The sequence below is a fragment of the Kosakonia oryzendophytica genome (assembly GCF_900094925.1).
In the GTDB taxonomy this organism is placed as follows: domain Bacteria; phylum Pseudomonadota; class Gammaproteobacteria; order Enterobacterales; family Enterobacteriaceae; genus Kosakonia; species Kosakonia oryzendophytica.
Map to the genome: position 1 here is coordinate 467,044 of NZ_FMAY01000002.1, position 17,477 is coordinate 484,520.

Sequence of the window (17,477 nt, forward strand, 5' to 3'; positions counted from 1 at the left end):
AACCTAAAATGGGTTAACAGATGAATGAAATCCACTGAAAAGCAGGGAGATAACCATGCGAACGAAACTTCTTATGACTTCACTCTTTACTGCCGCTGCACTGTTTACCGTAGCCGGGTGTTCTTCGAATCAGGCTGTACGTACCACCGACGGTAAGACCATTGTCACCGACGGAAAACCGAAAGTGGATGATGACACCGGGCTGGTTTCCTATAAAAATGCAGAAACCGGTAAAACCGAGCAGATTAACCGCGATCAGGTAAAAAACATGAGCGAGCTGGATAACTGATCCGCGAATGTGGTGCGGTGGCGATTGTCATCGCACGCCTCTCCCCTTATTCCCACACAGATTGCCGCTTTTAGCCGGACGATTAACTGTCTACACTCAAAGAAAAATAAGGCAGTGAAGACAGGCTGATCGATGATTCTGATTATTTATGCACATCCCTATCCGCAACACTCCCATGCGAATAAGCGGATGATTGAATTGGCACGGACGCTGGAAAATGTCGAAGTGCGTTCCCTCTATGAGCTCTATCCCGATTTTAATATCGACGTAGCCGCCGAGCAGGAGGCTGTTTCCCGTGCTGATCTGATTATCTGGCAACATCCAATGCAATGGTATGGCGTCACGCCGCTGCTCAAGTTGTGGATCGATAAAGTGTTGTCGCACGGCTGGGCTTATGGTCACGGAGGTACGGCGTTACACGGTAAGAGTGTGATGTGGGCGGTCACCACCGGCGGAGGGGAAAATCATTTCAATATTGGTTCTCATCCGGGGTTTGACGTGTTGTGCCAGCCGTTACAGGCCACAGCGCTTTATTGCGGGTTGAACTGGCTGCCGCCCTGCGCGGTGCATTACACCTTTGTCTGCGACGATGAAACGTTGCAGGCGCAGGCGCGTCATTATAAACAACGTTTGCTGGAGTGGCAGGAGGCCCAACATGGATAGTCATTCCTTAATTCAGGCGTTGATCTACCTTGGTTCGGCGGCACTGATAGTGCCTATTGCCGTCAGGCTGGGGCTAGGGTCTGTGCTCGGCTATCTGATAGCCGGCAGCGTGATTGGTCCGTGGGGATTACGGTTGGTCACCGACGCTGAATCTATCCTGCATTTCGCCGAAATCGGCGTTGTGCTGATGCTGTTTGTGATCGGCCTTGAGTTGGATCCGCAGCGGCTATGGAAGCTGAGAGCCTCGGTGTTTGGCGGTGGCGCGTTGCAAATGGCCAGTTGTGGGCTCCTGCTGGGCCTGTTTTGCGCGCTGTTAGGCCTCCCCTGGCCGGTAGCATTGTTGATTGGCCTGACGCTGGCACTCTCCTCAACCGCTATTGCGATGCAGGCGATGAATGAGCGTAACCTGACGGTGTCGCAAATGGGACGCAGCGCTTTTTCGGTGTTGCTCTTCCAGGATATCGCCGCCATTCCGCTGGTGGCGATGATCCCACTTCTGGCGGCGAGCGGCGCTTCTACCACGCTGGGAGCATTCACGCTTTCGGCGCTGAAAGTGGTTGGCGCGCTGGTGCTGGTTGTTTTGCTGGGGCGCTATGTTGCCCGTCCGGCATTGCGCTTTGTCGCGCGCTCTGGCCTGAGGGAAGTGTTCTGCGCCGTGGCGCTCTTTCTGGTCTTCGGTTTTGGTTTGTTGCTGGAAGAGGCGGGTTTGTCGATGGCGATGGGGGCATTTCTGGCTGGCGTATTGCTCGCCAGCTCCGAATACCGGCATGCGCTGGAAAGCGATATTGAACCCTTCAAAGGTTTGCTGCTCGGGTTGTTCTTTATCGGCGTTGGCATGTCTATCGACTTTGGCACACTGGTAACACACCCCTTGCGGATTTTGTTGCTGCTGGTGGGCTTCCTGGTCATTAAAAGTGCGGTGCTGTGGCTGATTGCCCGCCCGTTGAAGGTGCCCGGTAAGCAGCGACTATGGTTTGCGGCATTGTTGGGGCAGGGGAGCGAATTCGCCTTTGTGGTGTTTGGCGCGGCACAAACGGCGCAGGTGCTCGATAGCGAGTGGGCAAAAGCGTTAACGCTTACCGTCGCGCTCTCAATGGCGGCGACGCCGCTGCTGCTGGTGCTGTTAACTCGTCTGGAAACAGCGGGCTCACAGCAGGAGCGCGAAGCCGATGAAATTGATGAAGAAGAAGCGCGGGTGATTATCGCCGGGTTCGGGCGTTTTGGTCAGATTGCCGGGCGCCTGTTGCTCTCCAGCGGCGTGAAGATGGTGGTGCTCGATCACGATCCGGATCATATCGAAACACTGCGCAAGTTCGGCATGAAGGTCTTTTACGGTGATGCCACGCGGGTGGATCTGTTGGAGTCTGCCGGCGCAGGGCGCGCGGAAGTCTTGATCAATGCGATTGACGATCCCCAGGCCAGCCTGTTGCTGACAGAACTGGCGAAAGAGCACTTCCCCGATCTGCAGGTGATTGCCCGTGCGCGCGATGTTGATCACTATATACGGCTGCGCCAGGCCGGGGTTGATAAACCGGAGCGTGAAACCTTTGAGGCGGCGCTGAAAGTGGGGCGCATCGCACTGGAAGGGTTAGGCCTGGGTTCGTATGAAGCCCGTGAGCGTGCCGATCACTTCCGCCGTTTCAACACCCGGATGGTGGAGGAGATGGCACAGGTCGAAAACGATGCGCTGGCGCGGGCGGCGGTATTCAAACGCACCAGCGCGATGCTGACGGAAATTATTGCAGAAGATCGCGCGCATCTGTCGCTGATTCAGCAACATGGCTGGCAGGGGACGGATGAAGGGCGGCATACTGGCGATCCTGGTGATGAGCCCGTAGTGAAACCACAGGTCTGACGGCATTATCGGGTAAGCGTTTGATTCAAAAACGGTGGAACGCTGGCGATACAGTACTGTGCTGTGGTGTCGCCAGCAGAATGAAAAATTTTCTCATTCTTTACCCTGCCCACCGTCGACGAAAGATTGCGCTTTCCGTATAGTGGCGACAATTTTTTTGCATCCAGGAATGAATGAATGATCAGTTTGATTGCGGCGTTAGCGGTGGATCGCGTCATTGGCATGGAAAACGCGATGCCGTGGAATTTACCTGCCGATCTGGCCTGGTTTAAGCGCAATACCTTAAACAAACCGGTTGTGATGGGGCGTCTGACGTGGGAATCCATTGGTCGCCCGCTGCCAGGCCGTAAAAACATTGTCATCAGTAGCCAGCCACGCACAGACGATCGTGTGGTGTGGGTGAAATCTGTCGATGAAGCGATTGCCGCCTGCGGTGATGTGGAAGAGATCATGGTGATCGGCGGCGGTCGCGTTTACGAGCAGTTCCTGCCGAAAGCGCAGCGTCTCTACCTGACGCATATCGACGCGGAAGTGGAAGGCGATACCCATTTCCCTGACTACGATCCGGACGACTGGGAATCGGTATTTAGCGAGTTTAACGATGCGGACGCGCAGAACTCGCACAGCTACTGCTTCGAGATCCTGGACCGCAGATAATACACGTCCCCGGCTTTATGCCGGGGACTGCTTTCAGGAGGCGATCGCCTCGTCTTCACCCAGATCCATTTGGCGGTTAGAGGGTTGCACAAAGTAGGCTTTGTCTTCCCAGCGCAGGCAGGTTAACACGCCGCCCCAGCAACACCCCGTATCCAGGCCGTAGATCCCTTCTGGTGTCCCTTCACCTTCCAGCGAAGCCCAGTGACCAAAGACAATGCTGTACTCCTCTGACACAGGGCCTGGGATGGAAAACCACGGTTTTAACGGTGCGGGAGCATGGGCAGGAATGTCTTTGCAGTACATATCAAGCTGCCCGTTTGGGAAGCAGTAGCGCATGCGCGTTAATGCGTTGGTGATAAAGCGCAGACGAGCAAGTCCACTCAGTTCCGTTGACCAGTGGTTGGGCAGATCGCCATACATGGCGTCCAGAAACAGAGGATAGGAGTCGCTCGACAGCACGGCTTCAACATCGTGCGCGCAATGTTTGGCCGTCTCGAGGTCCCACTGGGGCGTGATCCCGGCATGAGCCATCACCAGTTTTTTCTCTTCGTCGACCTGGAGTAGCGGCTGGCGGCGCAGCCAGTTAATCAGTTCATCGGCATCGGCGGCTTCCAGGAGCGGAGTCAGCCGGTCTTTCGGCTTATTGCGGCTGATGCCTGCAAAGACGGCCAGCAGATGCAGGTCGTGATTTCCCAGTACGACACGTACGCTGTCGCCAAGGGATTTGACAAAACGCAGCACATCCAGTGAGCCAGGCCCACGGGCAACCAGATCGCCGGTCAACCATAAGGTATCCTGGCCGGGGGTAAAGTCGACCTGTTTTAACAATGCGATCAGTTCATCATAGCAACCATGAACGTCGCCAATAAGATATGTAGACATTGTGTATTAATGGATCAGTGTAGGAACGGCGAGCCGGAAGACCGGGATGGAGATGCGAAAGAGGTCCCCTTGCGCATCGATCATTTCGTAGTGGCCTTGCATGGTGCCCAGCGGCGTTTCGATAACCGCGCCGCTGGTGTACTGGTATTCGCCGCCGGGTTCGATGTGCGGCTGTACGCCGACCACACCTTCGCCCTGAACTTCCGTTTCGCGGCCATTTCCATTTGTGATCAACCAGTAGCGTTTCAGCAACTGGACAGGGGTTCGCCCCAGGTTCCGGATAGTAATGGTGTAAGCAAAGACATAACGTTCATCGTCGGGAGCGGACTGAGACTCAATATAGACGCTTTGCACCTGAATACAGACTCGGGGCGAATTGATCATACGTTAACTCTCCTTCGGCGGCGGATTATCAGCCAGGTAGTTCGCCAACTGGCAATATTGCGCAACAGAGATATTTTCTGCACGCATCGCCGGATCGATACCCAGCGATGTCAACACGTCGACGGTAAACACATTACCGAGGCTGTTGCGGATAGTCTTGCGACGCTGGTTAAAGGCTTCCGTAGTGATGCGGCTCAACACGCGTATATCTTTTACCGGATGCGGCAGTGTCGCGTGCGGAACCAGGCGAACCACGGCTGAATCCACTTTTGGCGGCGGCGCAAACGCCGTCGGCGGCACTTCCAATACCGGAATGATCTGGCAATAGTACTGCGCCATGACGCTTAATCGACCATACGCTTTACTGTTTGGTCCTGCAACCAGGCGATTGACCACCTCTTTTTGCAACATAAAATGCATGTCGGCAATGGCATCAGTATAGCTAAACAGATGGAACATCAGCGGCGTAGAGATGTTATACGGCAGATTGCCGAAGACGCGCAGTGGCTGACCCAGCGTCTGAGACAATTCGCCAAAGTTCATGGTCATTGCATCTTGCTGATAGATAGTCAGTTTTGGCGCAAGAAATGGGTGCGTCTGCAGGCGCGCAGCCAAATCGCGGTCAAGTTCGATGACCGTCATTTTATCCAGACGTTCACCGACGGGCTCCGTCAGCGCGCCAAGACCCGGGCCGATTTCGACCATGGCCTGACCTTTTTGCGGGTTGATCGCCGAAACGATGCTGTCGATCACGAACTGGTCGTGGAGAAAGTTTTGCCCGAAGCGTTTGCGGGCTAAGTGGCCCTGATGGACGCGATTATTCATTGAGTATTAACAATCATTTTGATGGCGAGATTAAGCGCCGTAATAAAACTGCCGACATCCGCTGTTCCCAGGCCTGCGAGTTCAAGCGCGGTGCCATGGTCAACGGATGTGCGAATAAAAGGTAAACCGAGGGTGATATTCACGCCGCGGCCAAATCCCTGGTATTTTAGCACGGGCAGGCCCTGATCGTGGTACATCGCCAGCACAGCGTCGGCATTATCGAGGTATTTGGGTTGAAACAGCGTATCGGCGGGCAATGGGCCACTTAAGTTCATCCCTTGCGCCCGCATTTCATCCAGCACCGGAATGATGGTATCAATCTCTTCGGTGCCCATATGGCCACCTTCGCCCGCATGCGGGTTAAGACCGCAAACTAAAATATGCGGCTGGCGGATGCCAAACTTTTGTTGCAGGTCACCGTACAGGATGCCGATCACTTCGCGAAGCAGTTCCGGCGTGATCGCGTCAGCTACCGCCTTGAGCGGCAAATGGGTGGTGGCCAGCGCAACGCGTAGCTCTTCGGTGGCCAGCATCATCACCACTTTGGCGGCGTGCGAGCGCTCCTCGAAGAACTCCGTATGCCCGGTAAAGGGAGTTCCGGCATCGTTGATCACGCCTTTATGCACGGGACCTGTGATCAATGCGGCAAATTCACCGTTCAGGCAGCCATCGCAAGCGCGAGCCAGCGTTTCGACAACATACGGACCGTTTTGCGTATTCAACACGCCGGGGGTAACTGTAGCGCGCAGAGACAGGGGCAACACGGTCAGTGTCCCGGCCTGTTGCGGCGCGGCGGGGGCGGCGGGAGCGTACTCCCGCAGCACCAGCGGCAGACCGAGCAGGGCAGCCCGCTCGGTTAGCAGCGTCGCATCTGCACAGATAACCAGTTCAACCGGCCAGTCGCGCTGGGCGAGTTGCACCACCAAATCCGGGCCAATCCCGGCGGGTTCGCCGGGAGTGATAACGACACGCGCTGTTTTCATTAGTTGCTCAAAATTTTCACGTAGGCGCTGGCGCGTTGTTCCTGCATCCAGGTTGCCGCTTCTTCAGAGAACTTACGGTTCATCAGCATACGGTAGGCTCTGTCTTTCTGCGCCGCGTCGGTTTTATCAACGTTGCGGGTATCAAGCATTTCGATCAGATGCCAACCGAAAGAGGAGTGAACCGGGCCGCTCATTTGCCCGCGTTTCAGTTTCATCAACGCGTCACGGAAAGCGGGATCGTAAATGTCGGCCGCAGCCCAACCAAGATCGCCTCCCTGGTTCGCTGAGCCTGGATCCTGAGAGAACTCTTTTGCCGCGTTAGCAAAGGTGGTTTTGCCACTCTTGATATCGGCAGCGATTTCTTGCAGTTTCACTCGAGCTTGATCGTCGCTCATGATCGGCGATGGTTTCAGCAGGATGTGACGTGCGTGCACTTCGGTAACGGAAATACTCTGGCTCTGACCACGCAGATCGTTCACTTTCAGAATGTGGAAACCCACACCAGAACGGATGGGGCCGATCACATCGCCTTTTTTCGCCGTGCTTAATGCCTGGGCGAAAATACTTGGCAGTTCCTGAATACGCCCCCAGCCCATCTGACCGCCTTTCAGCGCTTGCTGGTCGGCAGAGTAAGTGATAGCGAGTTTTCCGAAGTCATTGCCACTACGGGCTTGTTCAACAATAGAACGCGCCTGGCTTTCGGCTTCGTTGACCTGATCAGAAGTTGGGTTTTCCGGCAGCGGGATCAGGATATGGCTCAGATTCAGCTCGGTGCTGGCGTCGTTCTGGTTGCCCACTTGCTTCGCCAGCGTTTCAACTTCCTGCGGCAGCACGGTGACGCGACGGCGAACTTCGCTGTTGCGCACTTCGGAAATGATCATCTCTTTGCGGATCTGGGCACGGTAGGTGCTGAAGTTCACCCCGTCGTAAGCCAGGCGGCTGCGCATCTGATCCATCGTCATATTGTTTTGTTTCGCAATATCGGCGATGGCAGCGTCAAGCTGTTCGTCAGTGACTTTGACGCCCATCTTCGTGCCCATCTGCAGAATGATTTGATCCATGATCAGGCGTTCAAGGATCTGATGGCGCAGTGTGGCGTCATCAGGTAACTGCTGGCCTGCCTGTCCTGCGTTAGCCTTCACAGATTGCATCAAACCATCAACGTCACTTTCAAGCACCACGCCATTGTTCACGACAGCGGCGACTTTATCTACAACCTGAGGCGCAGCAAAACTGGTATTCGCAACCATAGCGATACCGAGAAGCAGCGTTTTCCAGTTCTTCATACCTTTTCCATTTCAATTAACCGCAATGCGGATTACGTTGCAAATCAAACAGATCACATTGAACTACGGTACGGCAGAATGTTTGAACGCAGCATTTGTTGCGTGCCCAAACCGTAGTTGGAACTCAAGCCGCGCAGCTCAATGTTGAAACCGATGCCGTTGTCATACTTGCTTTGGTCATTTTGCCAGCCGTTAATTTTGCGTTCATAGCCAACGCGAATGGCATAACAGCAGGAGTTATACTGTAAACCTAACATCTGATCGGCCGGTTTACGGGTATTAGTATCGTAATAGTAAGCGCCGACGACAGACCAACGGTCTACGATCGGCCAGCTTGCTGCCATACCCACCTGCGAAATACCGTCTTTGTATTGCGCCACTGACGCATAACTTGGCAGTGTTGCCTGAATGTATTCCGGGCTGGCGTAACGGTAGCTCAGTTGCACCATACGGTCTTCATCACGGCGATATTCCAGCGAGGTGCTGCTGTTCGCGATGTTGTTCAGACGAGTGTCATACTGCACCCCGCCGCGCAGACCCCAGCGATCGGAGATGCGCCAGTACGTGTCTCCCGCCCACACCAGCGAACCCGTTTTGTTATCTTTCTCCCAGTTAATGTTGTCATCACCGGTACGGGACTCGGTGAAATAGTAGATTTGACCAACAGAAACGTTAAAACGTTCAACTGCCGCATCATCATAAATGCGGGATGTGACGCCGGTAGTGACCTGGTTCGCGGATGCGATACGGTCGAGGCCGCTGTAAGTACGATCGCGGAACAGACCGCTATAGTCAGATTGCAGCAGCGTCGAGTCGTAGTTGTTGATATGGCTCTGATCGCGATACGGAACGTAGAGATACTGGGCACGTGGCTCCAGCGTTTGGGTATAGCCTTCCGCCCAGTTCATATCGCGCTCGAAAACCATTTTGCCGTCCATTTTGAACTGCGGTATCACGCGATTAACGGAGTCTTTTAATTTATTTGCTGACTCCAGCGTTGTCAGGTTTGAACTGCTGGCATCATTGCTGTAAAGCTGCTGAGCATATGAGCGATAGGAGTCAAGATTGCTCTGCTGGTAGTGAGTCGCCAGCATTTTGACTTCGGTATTCAGACTGCTCCACTCGTTTGATACCGGCAGGCTTAATGTCGGCTCCAGGTGAACACGCGTCGCTTCAGGACGATTGGAGTTGGAGCTAACGAAGTTTACGGCCTGGCCATAAATATGCGCATCGAATGGCCCCAGATCGTTCTGGTACCAGTTCACATCCAATTGCGGTTGTGCGGAATAAGAGTTGCTGTTCTGGCGGTTAAAGATCTGGAACTGTTTGGTGGAAACCGTGGCGTCAAAGTTTTCCACCGCGTAGCCGACGCTGAATTTCTGCGTGGCGTAACCGTCGGTGCTGGAACCGTATTTGGACGAGAAGTCGTTAAAATAGCTGGCATCGCTGACTTTGGTGTAGTCAACGTTAAAACGCCATACCTGATCCATTACCCCGGCATGTTGCCAGTAAAATAGCCAGCGATGGCGATCGCCTTCGGTAGGGTACTCATCCTGATACACTTTATCCGACGGCAGGTAGTCAAATTCGATTAAACCAGCACCGGCTTGCGTCAGATAACGGAATTCGTTTTGCCACTGTACGCCGCCGCGTTTATGCATATAGTGCGGGGTAATTGTGGCATCAAAGTTTGGTGCAATGTTCCAGTAGTACGGCAGATAAAACTCGAAGGAGTTGTTGGTGCTGTACTTGGCGTTCGGGATCAGGAAACCTGAACGGCGTTTATCGCCGACCGGCAATTGCAGATAGGGACTGTAGAACACCGGAACCGGCCCCAGCTTAAAGCGCGCATTCCAGATTTCAGCGACCTGTTCTTCGCGGTCATGGATCACTTCAGTACCCACTACGCTCCAGGTATTGGAACCTGGCAGACAGGAGGTAAAAGAACCATTTTCCAGAATGGTGTAGCGGTTTTCCCCACGCTGTTTCATCAGGTCGGCGGTGCCGCGCCCCTGACGTCCCACCATTTGGTAGTCACCTTCCCAGACGTTAGTATCTTTCGTATTTAAATTCGCCCAGGCTTTAGGACCTTTCAGGATGACCTGGTTGTCGTCATAGTGCACATTACCCAGTGCATCCACTGTGCGTACCGGATCCGCCTGACCTTCCGCCTGCTGTTGATGAAGCTGGACTTCATCCGCCTGTAAGCGGCTATTACCCTGATTCACATCCACATTGCCGCTGAAAACGGCATTGTCCGGGTAGTTGCCCTTCGCATCATCGGCGTTGATGGTCACCGGTAAGTTGTTGGTGTCGCCCTGCACCAGTGGGCGGTTGTAGCTGGGAACGCCAAGCATACACTGCGAGGCAAGATCGGCTGCCAACCCCTGCTGGCTATAGAGAGCAGAGCCAATCATGGTGGCCAGGAGGGTGGGGATACGTTTTTTCATACGTTGTATTTGTTGTTCCGTCATCTGTGGCTTTACGCTGGCAAACGGTCAGAGACTAACTTACTCACCTTTGCAACGCTAGTGTTAATCCTGCCCGCGTTCGAGCCAGGTCAGAGAAGACTGTGCCTGTGCACGGCATAGAATGACGGGTATGATAAAGCAAATTTTAGCCGACGGCATGACGATTTGGGGAGTATATGCAGTATTGGGGAAAAGTGGTTGGTGTGGTCATTGCCCTTTTCGTGGGCGGCGGCTTTTGGGGCGCGATTCTGGGACTCATTATCGGGCATATGTTTGATAAAGCCCGCAGCCGGAAAATGGCGTGGTTTGCTAATCAACGTGAACGTCAGTCGCTCTTTTTTGCCACTACCTTTGAAGTGATGGGGCATCTGACCAAATCGAAAGGCCGTGTCACCGAAGCCGACATTCAGGTAGCCAGCTTGTTTATGGATCGGATGAACCTGCATGGCGAATCGCGTACGGCGGCGCAGCAGGCTTTTCGCGTCGGCAAAGCGGATAATTACCCGCTACGGGACAAAATGCGTCAGTTCCGCAGCATCTGTTTCGGGCGCTTTGATTTGATTAGGATGTTTCTGGAAATTCAAATCCAGGCCGCCTTTGCCGATGGCACGTTGCACCCCAGCGAACGGGATGTACTGTACGTGATTGCTGAAGAACTTGGCATCTCGCGCATGCAGTTCGACCAGTTCCTGCGCATGATGCAGGGTGGGGCGCAGTTTGGTGGCGGTTACCATCATCAGCAACAACAGACGGGCGGCGGTTGGCAGCAGGCGCGGCGCGGGCCTACTCTGGAAGATGCCTGTAATGTGCTGGGGGTTAAAGTGTCTGACGATGCCACCACCATCAAGCGTGCTTACCGTAAATTAATGGGCGAACACCATCCGGACAAACTGGTGGCGAAAGGTTTACCGCCAGAGATGATGGAAATGGCGAAGCAAAAAGCGCAAGAAATACAGAAAGCGTACGAGCTTATCCGCGAGCAGAAGGGCTTCAGGTAAGCGTGAGAACCCCCGACCGTCGTCAGGCCGGGGGGAAGATTCAGAAATCGGCCGGGGCTTTAAAGGTCATACTGTTGCCGAACGCCGGGTGGGTGATGGTCAGTGTTTCTGCATGCAGCAGTAAACGCGGTGCCATCGCCAGCGCTTCCGGTGGAGCATAAAAACGATCGCCAAGGATGGGGTGTCCCAGCGCCAGCATATGCACACGCAACTGATGCGAACGACCGGTGATCGGCTTCAGACGCACGCGTGCCGTTCCATCCTCATCCGTACTCAGCACTTCATATTCGGTCTGCGCCGTTTTGCCGGTTTCATAACAGACCTTTTGTTTCGGGCGATTCGGCCAGTCGCAAATCAGCGGCAGATCTACCAGACCTTCCACGTTTTCGGGGTGGCCCCATACACGCGCCAGATACTGTTTTTTCGGCTCGCGCTCGCGGAACTGACGTTTTAACTCACGCTCTGCGGCTTTGGTGAGCGCCACCACAATCACACCGCTGGTCGCCATATCCAGACGATGCACGGATTCAGCCTGCGGGAAGTCGCGCTGAATACGTGTCATCACGCTGTCTTTATGCTCGTCCAGACGCCCCGGGACCGACAACAAGCCGCTGGGCTTGTTGACGACCATAATATGCTCATCCTGATAAAGAATGATCAGCCAGGGTTCTTGCGGCGGATTGTAGGGCTCCATCATCATGGTCGGCTCCGTTACTGATGCGTCACAACGATTAATCGCAGCGCATCCAGGCGCCATCCCGCTTGCGACAGGCTTTCCATAACGTGCTGGCGGTTGCTTTCGATGGCAGCCAGTTCGTCATCGCGAATGTTCGGGTTGACCGCTTTCAGCGCTTCCAGGCGTGAAAGTTCCGCAGACAATTTTTCGTCGGCTTCGCTGCGCGCTGCGTCGATCAGTTCACGTGCGGCCGCTTCCACCTGCGCTTCACCTTTTTGCAGGATGGTATGCACGTCCTGCTGTACGGCGTTGATCAACTTGCTGGCCGTATGGCGATTAACCGCGCTGAGTTGACGGTTAAAGCTTTCGAATTCCACCTGCGCCGCCAGGTTAGTGCCGTTTTTATCCACCAGCAGGCGGATAGGCGTTGGCGGCAGGAAGCGGTTAAGCTGCAACTGCTTCGGCGCTTGCGCTTCCACAACATAAATCAGTTCCAGCAACAGTGTACCGACCGGCAGGGCTTTGTTTTTCAACAGCGACAGGGTGCTGCTACCGGTATCGCCTGAGAGGATCAGATCCAGACCGTTGCGGATAAGCGGGTGTTCCCAGGTAATAAATTGCGCATCTTCGCGAGAGAGGGCCACATCACGCTCAAACGTGATGGTGCAACCGTCTTCCGGCAGGCCCGGGAAATCCGGCACCAGCATATGGTCTGATGGCGTCAGGACGATCATGTTTTCACCGCGATCGTCCTGGTTGATGCCAATGATATCGAACAGGTTCATCGCAAAGCTGATCAGCGCCGTGTCATCGTCCTGTTCGGCGATGCTCTCCGCCAGCGCCTGCGCTTTTTCGCCGCCGTTAGAGTGGATCTCCAGCAGGCGGTCGCGGCCCTGTTCCAGCTGTGCTTTCAGCGCATCGTGCTGCTCGCGGCAGGATGCGATCAGCGCTTCAAAGCCGTCGGTGTTCTCCGGTGCAGCAAGGTAATTAATGAGCTGGCCGTGCACGCTATCATAGATGGCGCGGCCAGTCGGGCAGGTGTGCTCGAACGCATCCAACCCTTCGTGATACCAGCGCACCAGCACGGACTGTGCGGTTTTTTCCAGATAAGGAACATGGATTTGAATGTCGTGCGCCTGACCAATACGATCCAAACGCCCAATACGTTGTTCCAGCAGATCCGGGTTAAACGGCAGATCGAACATCACGAGATGGCTGGCAAACTGGAAGTTACGGCCTTCAGAACCGATTTCGGAACAGAGCAGCACCTGTGCGCCGCTGTCTTCTTCACCAAACCAGGCCGCTGCGCGGTCGCGTTCGATAATGGACATTCCTTCATGGAAAACCGCCGCACGGATGCCTTCGCGTTCGCGCAGAACCTGCTCCAGTTGCAAGGCGGTTGCCGCTTTGGCGCAGATCACGAGCACTTTCTGCGAGCGGTGACTGGTTAAATAGCCCATCAGCCACTCGACACGGGGATCAAAGTTCCACCATGTGCCGCTATCCCCTTCAAACTCTTGATAAATCTGCTCCGGATAGAGCATATCGCGAGCACGCTCTTCCTGGCTTTTACGCGCGCCCATAATGCCGGAGACTTTAATTGCAGTCTGGTACTGCGTTGGCAACGGCAGTTTCACCGTGTGCAGTTCGCGTTTCGGGAAACCTTTTACGCCATTACGGGTGTTACGGAACAGCACACGGCTGGTGCCATGGCGATCCATCAACATGGTGATCAATTCCTGGCGAGCAGCGGCCGCACCCTCACGATCGCTGTTGGCCGTCTGCAGTAACGGCTCAATATCCTGTTCGCCAATCAGATCGCCCAGCGTATTGAGTTCATCATTATTCAGGTGATCACCCGCCAGCAGCAGCGCGACAGCATCAGCAACCGGGCGGTAATTTTTTTGCTCTTCAACAAATTGGGCAAAGTCGTGAAAACGGTTTGGATCCAGCAAACGCAGACGCGCGAAGTGGCTTTCCATCCCTAACTGTTCCGGCGTGGCGGTCAGCAGCAGAATGCCCGGTACGCGTTCAGCCAGTTGCTCAATCGCCAGATATTCCCGACCCGGCTCGTTTTCACTCCACACCAGATGGTGGGCTTCGTCGACGACTAACAGATCCCACTCAGCCTCACACAGATGCGCCAGGCGCTGTTTGTTACGGCGTACGAAATCCAGCGAGCAGATCACCAGTTGTTCAGTTTCAAACGGGTTGTCCGCATCATGCTGCGCTTCAGCGTAACGCTCATCATCAAACAGTGAGAAACGCAGGTTAAACCGGCGCAGCATCTCCACCAGCCACTGATGTTGCAGGGTTTCCGGCACCACGATCAATACGCGCTCGGCCGCGCCGGAGAGCAACTGTTGATGCAGGATCATCCCGGCTTCGATGGTTTTCCCAAGGCCCACTTCGTCCGCTAACAGCACGCGCGGCGCATGGCGGCGACCCACGTCGTGGGCGATATGTAACTGGTGTGGGATCAGGTTGGTACGCTGACCACGCAGGCCGCTCCACGGCATGCGGTACTGTTCACTTTGGTATTTACGGGCGCGAAAACGTAAAGCAAAACGATCCATGCGATCGACTTGCCCGGCAAACAGGCGATCCTGCGGTTTGCTGAATACCAGTTTACTGTCGAGCAGCACTTCACGCAGGACGATGTTGTTCTCTTGCGTATCCAGGCGGGTACCGGTATAGGCGAGCAGACCGTTTTCTTCTTTTACCTCTTCAACCGCGAGTTGCCAGCCTTCGTGACTGGTTACCGTATCGCCGGGGTTAAACATCACACGGGTAACCGGCGAGTCGCTGCGTGCGTACAAACGGTTCTCACCTGTGGCAGGGAACAGCAGAGTGACCGTGCGCGCATCCATTGCGACGACTGTACCAAGTCCGAGTTCGCTTTCCGTGTCGCTAATCCAGCGTTGACCAAGTGTAAAGGGCATAAATGAACTCTATATCTCAAATTTCAGGCAATAGTTCGTCACCGCCTTAGGGCAGGCGGGCATAAATTTGGGTCCAGGAACAGGAAGGGCGCTATGGTACTGGATGACACCACGTTCGTATAGACTGAATTGTGTGGCTTTAAAATAATCCCAGTTGCCCTGTCAGTAGTGTAGCAAAATCGTCGTCAATGAAAGGGAGAATTCCTTCCGCAACCGGTTGAAGTTGTTTACTGAGATAGTGATCGTAATCCAGCGGCGAATGCTGATAGTCCACTGGCTCAGGGCCGCTGGTGGTCCAGACATAATGGATGGTGCCTCGGTTCTGATACTGCGCAGGACGGCCGCGTTTACGGTTTTCTTCATCCGCCAGCCTGGCGGCGCGAACATGCGGCGGTACGTTGCGTTCATAATCCTTCAGCGCTCGGCGCAGGCGTTTGCGATAGACCAGTTGTGCATCCAGTTCGCCCGCCATCAGGCTGGCGATGGTTTCGCGCACATAATCCTGATAAGGCTCATGACGAAAAATGCGCAGGTAAAGGCTTTGCTGGAATTGTTGCGCCAGCGGGGTCCAGTCGGTGCGCACGGTTTCCAGTCCTTTAAACACCATGCGCTGGTTGTCGCCTTCCTGAATCAAACCGGCATAACGTTTTTTACTGCCCAGTTCGGTGCCGCGAATCGTCGGCATTAAAAAACGACAAAAATGGGTTTCAAACTCCAGTTCCAGCGCGCTCTCCAATCCCTGTGCTCGCAGATGCTCAGCCCACCATGTATTTACCTGTTCAACCAGCGAGTTACCAATGCGCGCGGCTTCTTCCTCGCTGTGCGGTTTTTTGAGCCAGACAAAGGTCGAGTCCGTGTCGCCATAAATCACGTCATAACCCTGTTCTTCGATCAGCGCTTTGGTCTGACGCATGATCGCATGGCCGCGCATGGTGATCGACGAGGCCAGGCGAGGATCGAAGAAACGACAGGCGCTGGTGCCGAGTACGCCATAAAAGGCATTCATAATGATTTTCAGCGCTTGTGAGAGCGGCTTGTTGCCCTGGCGTTTGGCGTCGTCCCGCCCGCGCCATATTTGCCCGACGATTTCCGGCAGGCAGTGTTTCTCTCGCGAGAACCAGGCACCCAGAAAGCCCTCTGTGCTGTGGACGTTATCCGGATGCGCCATGCCTTCGACCAGGCCGACAGGATCAATCAGAAAAGTGCGGATAATCGAGGGGTACAGGCTCTTATAATCGAGCACTAGTACCGAGTCATACAGTCCGGGACGTGAATCCATCACATAGCCGCCGGGACTGGCCTGCGGCGGCACCTCGCCAAGGTTGGGTGCCACAAAACCTGCGCGGTGCATACGGGGAAAATAGAGGTGGCTAAATGCGGCGACTGAACCACCATGTCGGTCAACTGGCAAGCCGTTGACTGTCGCACGTTCCAACAGAAATGGCATGATCTCGGTTTTATGGAAAATGCGCGTGACCAGCTCGCAATCTTTCAGGTTGTAGATGGCGAGCGCGGGTTTGTCTTCGGCAAAGCGTCGATCGATTTCATCCATCCGATCCCACGGGTTATCAATGGCTTTCCCTTCACCGAGCAGTTCCTGCGATACGGCTTCCAGGGAGAAAGACGAGAAATTCCAGAAGGCGGACTTCAGCGCTTCAATACCGTCGATAATCAACCGGCCGGTGGCCTGTGCAAAGAAGACGCCATTTTTAAAGCCGTGTTCTCGCCACTCCAGTTCGCTGCCCTGACGGCCAAGCGTCAACGGGACACGATAACGTTCAGCGCTTTTTTGCAAAACCCGCAGATCGAACTGCACCAGGTTCCAGCCGATGATCACATCCGGATCGTGTTGAGCAAACCAGGCATTAAGCTTTTCCAGCAATTGCGGGCGACTGGCGACATACTCCAGATCGAAATCCACCTGCTTTGGGTTGCCATTCTCTGGTCCGAGCATATAGACCGTGCGCTGCCCACAGCCTTCAAGGCCGATGCAATAAAGCTCGCCATGGCGGCTGGTTTCGATATCCAGCGAGACCCATTTCAGCGTCGGGCGGTAGTGCGGGTTGGGTTTAAGGCGTGCATTGACCAGCGCCGTTCCCTGACTCTCGCCATCGGCCCACACTGGCGCGGTAATAAAGCGTTCCATCAGAAAGCGTTCAGGCGGGCGCACATCGGCTTCATACACGGTGACGCCGCCCTCGCGCAGCGCTTTTTCGATACGCATGAGCTGGCGATGGCCACGGCAGTAGAGGCCATATACGGGTTGACGGTGGAAGTCCGACAGAGTCAGGGGCGTTAAGCGCCAGTGGTTTTCACTGCGCAGCAGGAGTTTGGCTTTTTCCACATGGGCGGCGGGAATAAACGCGACCGATTCCTGCGGCGGCAAGACCACGCGCAGCGGGCCGCTGTCTGTCGCCAGCCAGAACTCCACCTCGGTGCCGCCGGGGGTATCCCGCCAGTGTCGGGTTAATAAAAAGCCTTCTCGCGCTTGCGCCACAGCGTTCTCTCATAAAACAAAACCAGGCAAGATTATAGCCTGGTTCGGTGTGATAAGCTGTGGTTTTAT

Annotated in this window: 14 protein-coding genes; 5 read left to right on the top strand and 9 right to left on the bottom strand. The window is 54.8% G+C overall.

The window, feature by feature from the left end:
* Positions 1–55 precede the first annotated feature (55 nt).
* The 4 genes from GA0061071_RS05395 (at position 56) to folA (ending at position 3,464) form a co-directional block, all read left to right on the top strand.
* Positions 56–289 carry a YgdI/YgdR family lipoprotein gene (locus GA0061071_RS05395; protein ID WP_061497784.1) on the top strand — a complete coding sequence of 78 codons (234 nt, stop codon included), beginning with the start codon at positions 56–58 and terminating at the stop codon, positions 287–289.
* Between the two features lie 132 nt (positions 290–421).
* Positions 422–952, top strand: coding sequence for a glutathione-regulated potassium-efflux system oxidoreductase KefF (gene kefF, locus GA0061071_RS05400; RefSeq protein ID WP_061497782.1), 531 nt, complete (start codon positions 422–424; stop codon positions 950–952).
* Positions 945–2,807, top strand: a complete 1,863-nt coding sequence (gene kefC, locus GA0061071_RS05405) for a glutathione-regulated potassium-efflux system protein KefC (RefSeq protein WP_088237371.1) — start codon at positions 945–947, stop codon at positions 2,805–2,807. The genes kefF and kefC overlap by 8 nt, the downstream gene beginning before the upstream one ends.
* A gap of 177 nt (positions 2,808–2,984) precedes the next feature.
* Positions 2,985–3,464 (top strand): type 3 dihydrofolate reductase, encoded by a 480-nt coding sequence (folA, locus tag GA0061071_RS05410; protein WP_088237372.1) that lies wholly within the window; start codon positions 2,985–2,987, stop codon positions 3,462–3,464.
* A gap of 33 nt (positions 3,465–3,497) precedes the next feature.
* Here folA and apaH read toward each other — a convergent pair whose 3' ends face one another.
* The 6 genes from apaH to lptD are packed head-to-tail and all read right to left on the bottom strand — an operon-like array spanning position 3,498 to position 10,274.
* Positions 3,498–4,346, bottom strand: a complete 849-nt coding sequence (apaH, locus tag GA0061071_RS05415; RefSeq protein ID WP_061497775.1) for a bis(5'-nucleosyl)-tetraphosphatase (symmetrical) ApaH — start codon at positions 4,344–4,346, stop codon at positions 3,498–3,500.
* Positions 4,347–4,352: 6 nt separating this feature from the next.
* A complete protein-coding gene (gene apaG, locus GA0061071_RS05420; RefSeq protein WP_061497772.1) occupies positions 4,353–4,730 on the bottom strand; it encodes a Co2+/Mg2+ efflux protein ApaG in 378 nt (125 codons plus the stop codon).
* 3 nt (positions 4,731–4,733) lie between these two features.
* Entirely contained in the window at positions 4,734–5,555 is an 822-nt protein-coding gene (gene rsmA, locus GA0061071_RS05425; RefSeq protein WP_061497770.1) for a 16S rRNA (adenine(1518)-N(6)/adenine(1519)-N(6))-dimethyltransferase RsmA, read from the bottom strand.
* Positions 5,552–6,538 (bottom strand): 4-hydroxythreonine-4-phosphate dehydrogenase PdxA, encoded by a 987-nt coding sequence (pdxA, locus tag GA0061071_RS05430; protein ID WP_061497768.1) that lies wholly within the window; start codon positions 6,536–6,538, stop codon positions 5,552–5,554. Before pdxA ends, rsmA begins: the two co-directional genes overlap by 4 nt.
* Positions 6,538–7,824 carry a peptidylprolyl isomerase SurA gene (surA, locus tag GA0061071_RS05435; RefSeq protein ID WP_061497765.1) on the bottom strand — a complete coding sequence of 429 codons (1,287 nt, stop codon included), beginning with the start codon at positions 7,822–7,824 and terminating at the stop codon, positions 6,538–6,540. Before surA ends, pdxA begins: the two co-directional genes overlap by 1 nt.
* Before the next feature lie 53 nt (positions 7,825–7,877).
* Positions 7,878–10,274, bottom strand: coding sequence for an LPS assembly protein LptD (lptD, locus tag GA0061071_RS05440; RefSeq protein WP_088237373.1), 2,397 nt, complete (start codon positions 10,272–10,274; stop codon positions 7,878–7,880).
* Positions 10,275–10,471: 197 nt separating this feature from the next.
* Here lptD and djlA point away from each other — a divergent pair, with 197 nt between their 5' ends.
* Positions 10,472–11,293, top strand: coding sequence for a co-chaperone DjlA (djlA, locus tag GA0061071_RS05445; RefSeq protein WP_061497762.1), 822 nt, complete (start codon positions 10,472–10,474; stop codon positions 11,291–11,293).
* A 40-nt stretch (positions 11,294–11,333) separates the two neighbouring features.
* On the opposite strand, the gene rluA is transcribed toward djlA, so the two are convergent.
* The 3 genes from rluA to polB all read right to left on the bottom strand — a co-directional run bounded on the left by rluA (position 11,334) and on the right by polB (position 17,408).
* A complete protein-coding gene (rluA, locus tag GA0061071_RS05450; RefSeq protein WP_088237374.1) occupies positions 11,334–11,993 on the bottom strand; it encodes a bifunctional tRNA pseudouridine(32) synthase/23S rRNA pseudouridine(746) synthase RluA in 660 nt (219 codons plus the stop codon).
* A gap of 11 nt (positions 11,994–12,004) precedes the next feature.
* On the bottom strand, positions 12,005–14,911 hold the full coding sequence (gene rapA / locus GA0061071_RS05455) for an RNA polymerase-associated protein RapA (protein WP_061497757.1): 2,907 nt from the start codon (positions 14,909–14,911) through the stop codon (positions 12,005–12,007).
* 139 nt (positions 14,912–15,050) lie between these two features.
* Positions 15,051–17,408: a DNA polymerase II gene (gene polB / locus GA0061071_RS05460; RefSeq protein WP_088237375.1), complete on the bottom strand. Its 2,358-nt coding sequence runs from the start codon at positions 17,406–17,408 to the stop codon at positions 15,051–15,053.
* Positions 17,409–17,477: the final 69 nt, after the last annotated feature.

Excerpts from the sequence above, each read along its gene's own strand:
- GA0061071_RS05395 (WP_061497784.1), top strand. The coding sequence starts at position 56 with ATGCGAACGAAACTTCTTATGACTTCACTCTTTACTGCCGCTGCACTG.
- kefF (WP_061497782.1), top strand. The coding sequence starts at position 422 with ATGATTCTGATTATTTATGCACATCCCTATCCGCAACACTCCCATGCG.
- kefC (WP_088237371.1), top strand. The coding sequence starts at position 945 with ATGGATAGTCATTCCTTAATTCAGGCGTTGATCTACCTTGGTTCGGCG.
- folA (WP_088237372.1), top strand. The coding sequence starts at position 2,985 with ATGATCAGTTTGATTGCGGCGTTAGCGGTGGATCGCGTCATTGGCATG.
- apaH (WP_061497775.1), bottom strand. The coding sequence starts at position 4,346 with ATGTCTACATATCTTATTGGCGACGTTCATGGTTGCTATGATGAACTG.
- apaG (WP_061497772.1), bottom strand. The coding sequence starts at position 4,730 with ATGATCAATTCGCCCCGAGTCTGTATTCAGGTGCAAAGCGTCTATATT.
- rsmA (WP_061497770.1), bottom strand. The coding sequence starts at position 5,555 with ATGAATAATCGCGTCCATCAGGGCCACTTAGCCCGCAAACGCTTCGGG.
- pdxA (WP_061497768.1), bottom strand. The coding sequence starts at position 6,538 with ATGAAAACAGCGCGTGTCGTTATCACTCCCGGCGAACCCGCCGGGATT.
- surA (WP_061497765.1), bottom strand. The coding sequence starts at position 7,824 with ATGAAGAACTGGAAAACGCTGCTTCTCGGTATCGCTATGGTTGCGAAT.
- lptD (WP_088237373.1), bottom strand. The coding sequence starts at position 10,274 with ATGAAAAAACGTATCCCCACCCTCCTGGCCACCATGATTGGCTCTGCT.
- djlA (WP_061497762.1), top strand. The coding sequence starts at position 10,472 with ATGCAGTATTGGGGAAAAGTGGTTGGTGTGGTCATTGCCCTTTTCGTG.
- rluA (WP_088237374.1), bottom strand. The coding sequence starts at position 11,993 with ATGATGATGGAGCCCTACAATCCGCCGCAAGAACCCTGGCTGATCATT.
- rapA (WP_061497757.1), bottom strand. The coding sequence starts at position 14,911 with ATGCCCTTTACACTTGGTCAACGCTGGATTAGCGACACGGAAAGCGAA.